Origin of the sequence: Nitrosopumilus sp. b1, assembly GCF_014078545.1 — an archaeon.
GTDB lineage: Archaea > Thermoproteota > Nitrososphaeria > Nitrososphaerales > Nitrosopumilaceae > PXYB01.
The window spans coordinates 119,431-130,921 of the sequence record NZ_MU078717.1; the positions used below are offsets into that span (position 1 = coordinate 119,431).

General features: G+C 35.6%; 14 protein-coding genes and 1 tRNA gene. 10 read left to right on the top strand and 5 right to left on the bottom strand.

Annotation, left to right across the window (positions count from 1 at the left end; translation table 11 throughout):
• Positions 1–29: 29 nt before the first annotated feature.
• Positions 30–105, bottom strand: a tRNA-Glu gene (locus C6988_RS04775).
• 111 nt (positions 106–216) lie between these two features.
• Between C6988_RS04775 and C6988_RS04780 the strand changes: the two genes are divergently transcribed.
• A complete protein-coding gene (locus tag C6988_RS04780) occupies positions 217–1,098 on the top strand; it encodes a hypothetical protein (RefSeq protein WP_182133915.1) in 882 nt (293 codons plus the stop codon).
• A gap of 54 nt (positions 1,099–1,152) precedes the next feature.
• Positions 1,153–1,296: a hypothetical protein gene (locus C6988_RS04785; protein WP_182133916.1), complete on the top strand. Its 144-nt coding sequence runs from the start codon at positions 1,153–1,155 to the stop codon at positions 1,294–1,296.
• 44 nt (positions 1,297–1,340) lie between these two features.
• Here the strand turns inward: C6988_RS04785 and C6988_RS04790 are convergent, their stop codons facing one another.
• Positions 1,341–1,508 carry a hypothetical protein gene (locus tag C6988_RS04790; protein WP_182133917.1) on the bottom strand — a complete coding sequence of 56 codons (168 nt, stop codon included), beginning with the start codon at positions 1,506–1,508 and terminating at the stop codon, positions 1,341–1,343.
• 78 nt (positions 1,509–1,586) lie between these two features.
• On the opposite strand from C6988_RS04790, the gene C6988_RS04795 reads away from it, so the two are divergent.
• On the top strand, positions 1,587–3,047 hold the full coding sequence (locus tag C6988_RS04795; protein WP_182133918.1) for a peptidase: 1,461 nt from the start codon (positions 1,587–1,589) through the stop codon (positions 3,045–3,047).
• Between the two features lie 50 nt (positions 3,048–3,097).
• Complete coding sequence (locus C6988_RS04800; RefSeq protein WP_182133919.1) at positions 3,098–3,457, top strand: tetratricopeptide repeat protein; 360 nt, start codon at positions 3,098–3,100, stop codon at positions 3,455–3,457.
• Here C6988_RS04800 and C6988_RS04805 read toward each other — a convergent pair.
• Entirely contained in the window at positions 3,454–3,924 is a 471-nt protein-coding gene (locus C6988_RS04805; protein ID WP_182133920.1) for a DNA-binding domain-containing protein, read from the bottom strand. The genes C6988_RS04800 and C6988_RS04805 overlap by 4 nt on opposite strands.
• 77 nt (positions 3,925–4,001) lie before the next feature.
• On the opposite strand from C6988_RS04805, the gene C6988_RS04810 reads away from it, so the two are divergent.
• Positions 4,002–4,646, top strand: coding sequence for a hypothetical protein (locus tag C6988_RS04810; protein ID WP_182133921.1), 645 nt, complete (start codon positions 4,002–4,004; stop codon positions 4,644–4,646).
• 10 nt (positions 4,647–4,656) lie between these two features.
• Here the strand turns inward: C6988_RS04810 and C6988_RS04815 are convergent, their stop codons facing one another.
• Entirely contained in the window at positions 4,657–5,343 is a 687-nt protein-coding gene (locus C6988_RS04815) for an archaellin/type IV pilin N-terminal domain-containing protein (protein ID WP_255464243.1), read from the bottom strand.
• A 95-nt stretch (positions 5,344–5,438) separates the two neighbouring features.
• Positions 5,439–5,759 carry a pyridoxamine 5'-phosphate oxidase family protein gene (locus C6988_RS04820; protein WP_182133922.1) on the bottom strand — a complete coding sequence of 107 codons (321 nt, stop codon included), beginning with the start codon at positions 5,757–5,759 and terminating at the stop codon, positions 5,439–5,441.
• Positions 5,760–5,771: 12 nt separating this feature from the next.
• Here C6988_RS04820 and C6988_RS04825 point away from each other — a divergent pair, with 12 nt between their 5' ends.
• From C6988_RS04825 to C6988_RS04845, 5 genes are all read left to right on the top strand, one after another.
• Entirely contained in the window at positions 5,772–6,299 is a 528-nt protein-coding gene (locus C6988_RS04825) for a PRC-barrel domain-containing protein (RefSeq protein WP_255464244.1), read from the top strand.
• Between the two features lie 43 nt (positions 6,300–6,342).
• On the top strand, positions 6,343–6,636 hold the full coding sequence (locus C6988_RS04830) for a hypothetical protein (protein ID WP_182133923.1): 294 nt from the start codon (positions 6,343–6,345) through the stop codon (positions 6,634–6,636).
• Between the two features lie 229 nt (positions 6,637–6,865).
• Entirely contained in the window at positions 6,866–7,861 is a 996-nt protein-coding gene (locus C6988_RS04835) for an ATP-binding cassette domain-containing protein (protein ID WP_182133924.1), read from the top strand.
• Entirely contained in the window at positions 7,858–8,634 is a 777-nt protein-coding gene (locus C6988_RS04840) for an ABC transporter permease (protein WP_182133925.1), read from the top strand. Before C6988_RS04835 ends, C6988_RS04840 begins: the two co-directional genes overlap by 4 nt.
• Before the next feature lie 76 nt (positions 8,635–8,710).
• Positions 8,711–11,491: HYR domain-containing protein (locus tag C6988_RS04845; RefSeq protein ID WP_182133926.1), on the top strand; the 2,781-nt coding region annotated here is incomplete at its 3' end.

The following is an 11,491-nucleotide window of genomic DNA, read 5'->3' on the forward strand; positions in this document are numbered from 1 at the left end:
AAAATTAATTCTGAAGATAAAATAACTAATGCTCCCGCCGGGATTTGAACCCGGGATCACTGCCTTGAGAGGGCAGTATGCTTAGCCGGACTACACCACAGGAGCTTGTTAAAAAATCATCTTAAATCGCAATTTAAAGCAATGTTTTGACTTTGCATTTGTTTGTAAAAATTAGTCTGTTTGATACTTTATAGAAAATAATATTCTATCTTTTTTATGGATGAAAAAAAATTGTTAGAAATGATTTCCCACAATAATTTTCCCATAGGGATTGGCGGTTGCAAATATCATGATTTTTCATATGACTGCTGTGAATACAATGTTACTATCTTTGATGATTTAAATCAAGATTCAAGTGTCATACGCTTGGATGATGATTTTATTAAAATTCAACATGGTACACTTTTAGAATCTAATTCCAATATTTTAGTTCAATTTGATTCAATGAAGATTATCTTTGATGAAACATGGGAACTAAAGATGCTTTTAAGCAAAATTCATGAGAACAAAAATAAATTTTTTGATGACTATGCTAAATCATGCCTAATCGAATCACTTTTTTGTACTTCTAAAGCAAAAGAAGGAATAAAGAATGATGATGGTTTTGCTTCCTGTTGGATAAAATCATCTGCATATTATTTAGCTGATGCGATTTCTTTACTTAATATGACTAGGCCATGCCCTACACATCTTCTAAGTTTGTCCAGAAGTTTTAAAAAAAATAAAATTAACAGTCACCTTTTGACAGTCACACAATGTATTGGTGTAGAAAGGGCTACTCCCTCGCTTTTATTGAGAATGTTAAAATCAACTATTGGATTTTCGGAAATGATTGGAAAAACAAATGATTCTGAAATTATAAAATCAAAGTATGAGTTTCTTTTGAAAAACTCTCTTTTATCTGATTGCTACTTTTACTTTGGATATCTTAACAGGAATAACTTTGTCTCAATAAAAAAGACCCTTCACAGAAACCCCGAATACATTCATGTTTTAAAAACTGCCTTTGACATAGAAAATGATAAGACCATCATAAGCCAACAAATTGATTCCCTCCAGAATGCATCAAAGGAAATCTTATCTGGATTGAATCAATAGTCTGTACGTATCTATATTCTAAACCTTTAAAATCATGTATGAGATCTTGAACTCATGACAGATCAAGCATGTGGCTGCGAAGCAGACAGTGGCGATCCTGATTATTCATGTGATTGCGCAATGCAAGGACATTGTATTTGTAGTGAAGATTGCAAATGCGGTACTGATGTCTGCAAAGAAGCAACTAAACAATTTTAGAAGTTTAGATTTTCAATCTTTTCTTTTATTTTTCAATTTTTTTACTAATCGTCATCTTGCTCAAATCCCCATGATTTAACAAGATCTTTTTGAAACTGATCTGCTTGCTTTTCATTGAGGGAGAATCCACAATTCTTATGTGTTGGAACTACGATCATCCCGTCAAGCTTGAATTCTACTTCATACAAGTGGACTTTTGAACAATCACACATTTACAAAATATTCGAATATGCCTCTATATTTGCTTATTTGAATAACCTTTAACTAGGTAAATTCGCAATTCTGATTGCTTGAATAGTAAATTTGTTGTCCTACTTTTGGTTGCCATATTATTTGCTGGAAATATTCCATTACATACAGCATTTGCACAATTTCAACAGGGCGGTGTAAACAAGGAAGGTAGTTGGTATGTCGGTGAAGGCCTAAAACAAGGTGATTATTTTTCGTATAGTTTTTGTCATGTAGACTATGAAGAATGTAGTCCGTTACAAATTGATTTTTGGATTAAAGGTGATAGAACAGTTGGTTCTGAAGAAAAATGGCTTGCAGAAGCTGTCGTGTATGATGGTGCTTTTGTATTGAAAGGGGATATGGAGATGGGTAAGGTAGCTCCTGAACCAAGTGGTGGTTCTGAAAATCTAACTCCGTATCGTGCAGCATTCAAATCTTCTATAGCATGGCTTTCTGCATATGCAACTGCAGATATTGGAATCTCCGGAAAAGGACCACGGGAATTCAAGGCAGTTTCTTGGGGAAAGATAGCAAATATCGGTGGTGAACAAATTCTACCAACAAGCATTGAGACAATCAAAGTAAAGGGTGGTACATTTGAAACCGTTAAATTAACTTGGAAAACCGGTGGCGCAGTAAACAAAGTTTGGATTGTAGATGGATTTCCTTTTCCTGTCAAGGCATCAACATTTACTCATGTAGCTGAGGGCATTCCTCCAGCTGAATACATTTTTGAATTATTATCTTACAAGGAGAACATTACGTCAGATCCTTTCACAAATGTAAAAGAGGTTTTACCAAAGAAAGCAAAAGAAGGTTGCTCTAAAAACTATGAATTAACTTCAATCAAAAAGCCTTCAAAAGATTTCAAATATTTAGTTGAGATAAAATATGGACCAAAAAACCCTGCAACCGGATGTAGCATAGAATGGTTTATCAGTTTTAAGAATAAATTTAACCAAGAGGAATTCCTAAACCAAGTTCAATATGATATTCTCGTAGTAGATGATAATCTTAAACCCAAACGTTCTATCGCACAAGAAGAAGGAAAGAACTTTTTGTATTCTGCATCGGGGCAAGTCAGGACTTTTACTATCGTCGATGAATCTCCTGGAACGGCACGTTATGTAATTTGGATTTATGGTACAAGCCCTGACTACATAGTACCTCCACTGGATGAGCTTGACTATCTTCCTATAGACATCACCATTTCAGGGGAACAAACGATATCTCCTCCAAAAACCACTGTACAGATTCCAGATTGGATAAAAAACAATGCCAAATGGTGGGCAGATGGACAAATAGATGATAACTCATTTGTGCAAGGAATACAATTTTTAATCAAAGAAGGAATCATGAAGATTCCGTCCACTACTCAAGGGAGTGGCTCTGATTCCAATGAAATTCCATCATGGATTAGAAACAATGCTGGTTGGTGGGCAGATGGAGCCATCACAGATAATGATTTTGTACAAGGAATTCAATTCTTGATACAAAATGGAATCATGCGTATTTCCTAAACATGTACTAATCAAGACTTAAACACTGAATCAATTTAGAATGAAATCAAATGGGTCTGTTTAATTATCCTAAAAGAAAATTACGAAAACTAGCCAAAAATGGTGACTATAAAGAAGCAATCGAATTTGGAAAAAGTATCGAGAAAAAATTTGACCAAGACCCTGATTTTCTCTTTATCATGGGAAGTATTTTTTACATACTAGAAGATGCCAAAACTTCTTTGTCATACTTTGAACGTGTACTATCAATTAATCCAAACGACATTGAAACATTACTCTTAAAATCAAATATTCAGATCTTTTTACAAAACAAAGAACTGGCAACTCAATGCTTGAACAAAATAATAGAATTAGATCCAGAACACCAAGAGGCAAAACTACTTTTAGAAAAAATATCTCACAATCATTAATCTAATTTATAGACATTTACAAAAAGCCAATCACAAAATTCAGTAACACTTTTAGTAAACTCACACCAAATGTGAAGTGAATGGGGTAAGATATCGATTCTACCTTTCTCAAAAAATACCTTTACCCCTTCTTTTCCTTCATACATGTATGCATCCTCTGTTTTTGAATCCGTAAACAACTCTTTGGCTTTTTCTTTTATTATCTCACGACTAATGGGAAAGTTTGTTTTGGTTTGATCAATGATTATGCTTAGATCTTGTTTTCCATACATCTCAAAATTTTCGATTTTCCCTTCCTGAGGAAAGTTCACGATTAATTTGATATTGTGTTTCTTTCCTACTGCAAAGCCAATCTCTGTAATCTTTGAGTATGCTATTGCAGGATTTTTCTTTAGCAAAAATCTAATCTGTGGTAAATTTGATTTTAATTTATCCTGTAATTCTTTTACGATTGATGAAAAACTCATGACTGAAATTTTACAACGACTAGTTAATAATTGAATTTATTGGGATTGGTTTTTTTAGATGTAATCCAAGTTAATTCATGGCATTACCTATGGATTATGATTCATTACGTTCAGATGAGAGTTCCGAACGGGCAAACAGTCTTGAAGATTATAAAATTACATGTATGCAGTTTATCAAGGATATTTCAAAAGATTATCTTGCTTGGGTTGATTACTACAAACTGCCAGATGAAGAGGACAAAAAACGAAGAGCTGGAATATTTTCTACTATTGAGAGAACCAATGAATGGATAGCAAAAATTGCACAATCTATCAAAAGCGTTGATGTTGTAATGAATGATGGCGTTCAAAAGATGGCTGAATCCACTGCAGGAAAGCCATTTCCTATTGGGGTATTTGTAAATAAAACATCTAGCTATACGCTATCAAAACCAGGAATAATTGATGTCAATGTAAAAGCAACTGGACGTGAAGGAAGAAAGACAAAGCTTGGCTTTCATTTTAAAGATGATAGATTTAGGACTGAATCTTCTTGTAAGGCATTCATTGACGAAACCAATCTACCACAGAATGAATTTGATGTTATGGATTTACATCTAAAACTACATGCAGAAGAATGCAAGCAGCGTGATGTGATTTCATTTACTGTTACTGTTTCTGAAATGAATAACAATCAAGAGTCAGACAGACGTGGGGTTAGTACAATAATTCACATAGTCTAAGATTTAGGATTTAACCTAAATCAACAACTAGATTAGTTACGTTTGGAACTTGTCTCTCTATTGTCAGTGGAGCTCCAGTTGGAACTAGAATTTCTACTCTTAGATTATCAAGTGCTGATGGTCTTTCATCTGATTTGAAGACAATTGCAACATTTGCATGCTCTCCTTGATCGATGATTACATTATCATTTCTGTTAACTGCATAATATAGAAATGCTGCAGTTGCATTTGCGTTTCCACTACCTGCTGTGTCTCTTGCTGTATTAGCATTGATGAAACCGCCAGTATTCATTGCTGCATCCATTGCTAGGGTGATGTTTACATAAGAACCAGTTCCTAAAGCACCAACAAAGATATCATCATATGAGACTGAATTACTTAGATACTTTACTGCCGTAAGAGTTGGATTCATGTTTACAGAATCTCCGCCTGATGCTACCTTAATTGGAACGTTTGTAACATTTAGTAACCCTGCTGTGACATCACCGATACCTGTAACTTTTCCTGCAATCTCAATTGAGCTGCTTGCTTCACTTAAACTTGAAATGATTGCGGTCTTTGCTCTTTGAGTAGTTGAGAAACCCATGTTGAGAACTACAAAGGCCAAAGCTGCTGCTACAATTACAAATGCAATCATAACTATTGCAGACTCTACACCAATGACTCCTCTATGTTGGCCTCTCTTAATTAAATTCAATAATTACTCAAATAGAATCTAGCACTATAATGTGAGTGTGTTTGATAACGCCAAACAGCATTTGAGTTATCATATCTAAATTGATTTTGACACTCCTAATCTGGCTGTACTTGAAGATTCACTCTATGTTCTTTTGCTCTTTCCTCTCCAGGATATTTTAATTCAGAAATTTTTTTTGCAAGATTTTCATCAGTAACTAAAGACGCTTTTCCGGAGACTTCCAGATCATCATATTGTATGAGTACTTTATGGTTTACAAGTGCATTTTTGAACCAATCACTGTCTGGTCTGTGTCTTGAAAAATAGATCTTATCCTCATACATGACACCTCTTAGCCAAACAGAATGACTCTTTCCAGAAATTCGTCCCTTGGTGACTAATTTTGCTTTAAAGGCATCCCCGTTATTCTTAGCCATGAAACGAATCACTTGTCAAGTAATTTAACCTCATTGATAGAAAATCCTGATATCTGGGATGATAAGGAAATTTCAGAATACATCTTAATGTCAACAAAACTAGAAGGAATGCCTTCGAATCTTACTACCGCCGATGATTTCACAGGGAAAAAAGTAATTGATAGGGAAGGAATCCAATATGGTAAAGTCAAACACATTCACATAAATCAAGATACCCTAAGAGTATCTGGAGTAACCATACATCAAGGATTCAACAAAGATTACTTTTTGTCAGAGACATACATTGATAAATTTACAGACAACATGTTGCTGCTTAGTACACCTCCAGTAACAGTTGGTTCTCCAGTAGTAGATATTGATGGACAAAAGTTAGGCAAAATCAAAAGACTTCATAGAAACACCGAAACAAATGAGCTTGAATCAATCGAAGTATCCAATGGACTCTTTAATACAAAGATTCTTGCAAAATCTGAAATTTGGGGTGTTGGTGAGAAGGTCATCTTAACTCTTAAAAAAGAGCAATTCAAAAACCTTGAATAAGTCGTATCCCAAAATTTATTTTCATTATTTTTCTTGATTAGACATGTCAGCTGATTCTGAAGTTTATGAAATAATCCAAAAAAACATTCAAGAGCATATAGCAGGTATTCCTACAATGCTAAATGAAATATTACCACAAATGAAAAGAATCTGGAAATTTGATAATGACTATAATTTTGCATATGGCTGGTATATTGGCAGGTTAGAGTGCCATACACAACACACGTTTTTTGATAATGTTGGAAGATGGCCAGAAGGAGACGAAATTATGGAAATTAAAGAGATTATAGAGCTGCATGGAATAGAGATCAGAAAAAAGATTAAACAAATAATTTGAGTTTCTTCTCTATGCTTTTTTCTCTAAGCAATTAACGCAGATAGTCATCCCGTCTGAAATTTTTACATCCACATTTGAGGTATGACACTTGTGACAAAGTCCTTTCATGTAAAACTTCATTTTTTCATGAAAATAAATTTTTTTTGCGGATCGATTCTCAGAATGGCTTTCTCATGAAAATCTGATCTAGATTCTGATAGAATTTATAATTCAATTAGCGTTAATAGACATGAACTCAATTGAGACTATCTCATTATCAAAATCATTTGGGGATGTAACTGCTGTTAATGATGTTTCATTCGCTGTAGATGAAGGTGAAATCTTTGGATTTCTTGGACCGAATGGTGCTGGAAAGAGCACCACAATGATGATTCTTACAACACTACTAAATCCAACTTCTGGGAAGGCATTAGTTGCTGGATATGACGTAATGACACACGCAAAAAAGGTTAGGGAGAATATAGGATATGTCCAACAAGATTCGACCGTTGATGAATTTCTAACTGGAAGAGAAAATCTATTTCTTCAAGCACGGCTAAACCGTATTCCAAAAAGTATCTCAGAAAAAAGAATTGATGATATCCTAGCATTAATAGAATTGACAGAAAAACAGGATGATGCAGTGGTGACTTATTCTGGAGGAATGCGAAAGCGATTGGATATTGCTGGTGGACTCTTACACATGCCTAAAGTTTTGTTTCTAGATGAACCTACTGTAGGTCTTGATATTCAAACTCGTCGAAAGATTTGGCAATACATTAAACAAATTCACATAGAATACGGGATGTCGATTTTTCTTTCGACGCATTATATGGAAGAAGCCGATAACCTGTGTGACAGAGTTGGCATAATAGATTATGGCAAAATTCAAATTATTGACTCACCAACATCAATGAAAAATTCTCTTGGAAATGAAGTCATTACATTTAGTTTATTTGATACTGAAAATCAAACACTAATTCCAAAATTAAAAGAAATATCTTTTGTTAAAGATGTCAAACTCAAAGAAGAAAAAATTACTGTCTTTACTTCAAATGGTACTGAAGTAATTCCAAAAATTTTTCAAATCTCATCTGAGCATGGAATAAAAATCAAAACAATTTCATTAACACAGCCTTCATTGGATGATGTTTTCATAAATTATACTGGACATCAACTTCGTGATGAAAATGGAACTTCAATTCGTAAAAAAGGATACAAAAGAATGACGAGGTTTAACTCTTGATCATTTCTGATACCTATACAATATTTTGGAGGGAGCTAAAGAGATATAGAAAATCTCGCAGTGGTGTCTTAATTAGATTAATTCAGCCCGCAATTTGGATTATCGTAATCGGTAATACATTTGCTGGTACTCAACCTCTCATTGAGGCAGTTGGTTTTGATGGGGAATACATTGAATTCATGGCCCCTGGAGTGATTGTGTTAACTGCAATCTTCACTAGTATCTTTGGTGGTGTCAATACACTCTGGGATAGACGATATGGATTTATGAACAAAGCACTCACTTCGCCGATTTCGCGTTCTTCAATTGCACTTGGAAAGATGCTTGCAATATCTCTAATTGCTGCATTACAAGCAAGTCTGATTATAGGAATTGCGTTGGCAATTGGTGTTAGCTTTCCAAATTTCTTTGTAATTGCACCAATTATGGCTATCGTAATATTGTTCTCCTTGGGCTTTTCTGGAATCTCAGTAACTGTAGCAGCTACTGCAAAATCGCAAGAAACCTTTTGGGGAATTATCAATTTTCTTGGAATGCCATTATTCATGCTGAGTCCTGCCTTATTTCCACTTGAGCTCTTACCTGATTGGTTGGCAACTGCTGCCCAGCTGAATCCTGTGACCTATACCGTATTGCTGGTCAGGGAACTAATGACTGGAGTTGGTGAGGGCGTTTCTGCAATTATGAGTATTGGAATCATTTCGGCATTTGTTCTACTAATGGTTGGAATTGCCAGCTATACATTTACGCGTGAAGTAAACAAACCATTCTAAATTCACCTAAAATTGACAAAAACTACAATAATTCCTAACTAGTGAGATCTTTTTCAGATATAGAGACTCACGCCTGTTGAAGTCAACAGCATTACTAGTCATATTATTTTCAGTAATACTTGTAGGAACTGCGCCTGTATTTGCAAGTACAAGCTCCAGTCATCCATTCATTTTGAAATGGGGTGAATCAGGATTGAATTCCCCTGGGAAATTCTCCAATCCTCAAAATATAGCAATTGACTCTAGCGATAATGTCTACGTAACAGACTTGGGTAATAAAAGAGTCCAAAAATTCTCCAGTGCTGGAGGGTTTCTAAAAGCTTGGGGAAGTAGTGGAAGTGATCCTGGCAAATTTTCATCACCATCTGGTATTACCACTACGAAAGATGCAGTCTTTGTAGTCGATAGCCAATTACACAAAGTCCAAAAATTTGATCTTGAGGGAAATTTCATTCTCCAATGGGGAATTCAAGGTAGTAACCCTGGTGAATTTTTACTACCTAATGGAATATCTTCTGATAAATCTGGAATGATCTTTGTCGTTGATACTGGAAATCATAGAATTCAAAAATTTGACTCTGATGGAAATTACATCTCGTCATTTGGAAAAAGTGGAATATCTGACGACAAGTTTGTCTCACCATTAGGAATTGCGATTGACCCTGTCGGAAATATCTATGTCTCTGACACAGGAGATAACAGCATTAAAAAATTTGATTCTGATGGAAATTTTGTTAGCATAATTGATTCTAGTGTTGGTGGAACGGCAATAAAGGTGCAGGGAATCACAATTGACCCTGAGGGAAATCTTTATGCAGTTGACACTGGCAGTGATAGAGTTTTACGATTTAACACAAATGGAATTGCAATCTCAGTATGGGGAGGCATGGGCATACAACCAGGTCAATTTAAAATGCCAAAAGATGTCACACTAGATAGCAAAGGAAATCTTTACATCGTTGATACAAACGGACATAGAATTCAGAAATTTGGAACTCCAATTGTAATACAACAACAGACTTCAACACCCGTGACACCAAAAACTCCAGCCGTCACAACACCATTACCAACTGTTAACCCCATCCCAGGTGATTTGACAAAACCGATAATAGTTCCACCAAATGATCTTGTTATAGAAGCTACCGGCGCCCTAACACCAGTCAATGTTGGTCAGGCAGTTGCTACTGATGCAAGTGGAATTAAATCGCTGGAGAATAACGCCCCTGACAAATTTACACTAGGTATTAACACCGTCATATGGACTGCAATAGACGGTTCTGGAAATATGGCAATAGCCACACAAAAGGTAACTGTATCTGATACTATACCCCCAACGATTTCACCAATGCCTACCATTACAGTAGAGGCCGAAAATCCAAACCAAAATACGGTTGAATTGGCAGAACCTGCTGTATCTGATACCGTAGGAGTACTATCAATCACAAATGATGCTCCAGAATTCTTCCCTATAGGAACTACAGAAGTTACATGGATTGCCTCAGATATTATGGGTAATACCGTCAGTACAATTCAGACCATAAATGTAGTCGATACAACAAATCCGTCATTATATGTTCCAGAAAATATTTTCATTGAAGCAGAATCTCTAGACCAGAACCAAGTGTATCTTGGTGAGGCAACCGTAATTGATAATGGTCAGGTTTTATCAATCACAAATGATGCTCCAGAACTCTTCAAAATAGGAAATTATACAATTACTTGGATGGCTTCTGATGCATCTGGAAATATCGCTACAGATGTACAACTAGTTTCAATTATCGACACACAACCCCCAGAGATAGTTTCTCCTCAACCAATTACAGTAGAGGCAACATCTGTTAATTCCAATGTTGTAATTCTTAATGAAATAACTGTTAATGACATTCAAGATGTTCAAATCACAAATGATGCTCCCGATGTTTTTTCCATTGGAGATACAATTGTAACATGGACTGCAATTGATGAATCAGGAAATTCTTCAACAATGGAACAGAATGTATCTGTAGTTGACACTACACCTCCAACAATTGCCGTTCCTGATGATCTCACAGTAGAAGCATCAAGACTTGAAGGCAATATTGTAAATTTGGGTGATGTAATTGTGGAAGATGTTAGTAGCATTGCATCAATCACAAATGATGCTCCTGAATCATTTCCTCTTGGAAAAACAACAGTAACATGGACTGTATCTGACATACATGGAAATATTTCAAACTCTGAACAAATTATCAACGTAGTTGATACACAACCTCCAGAAATTATTGCCCCTGCTGATATAGAACTTGAAGCTTCAAGTATTTCAGAAAACCCTGCTGATTTGGGGCAGCCAACTGTTAATGATCTTGTTGATGTCGCATCAATCACAAATGATGCTCCAGAATCATTTCCTATTGGAATGACAACCGTCACTTGGAGAGCAGTTGATACATCTGGTAATGAATCTACAGACATTCAAACAATTACGATTTCTGATACAACTTCTCCTGAGATTGTCGCTCCTGAAGATTTAACGATCGAAGCAATTGGTCCAGATCCAATGTCTGTATCACTTGGCGATGCAGTAACAAATGACACAATTGGAATTGCATCAATCACAAACGACTCTCCTAGCATGTTTCCCTTTGGAGATACACTAGTCACATGGACTACTACTGATCTATATGGAAACACCGCATCTGATGTGCAAATTGTCTCAATTATTGATACTACTGCACCTGAATTGAATCCTCCAGCAAATATTGAATTAGAAGCAACAGATGCAACTCAAAACTCAGTACTTTTGGGATCTCCTGAAGCAACTGATGCTGTAGGCGTTGCATCGATCACAAATGACGCACCATCCACTTTCCCAGTAGGT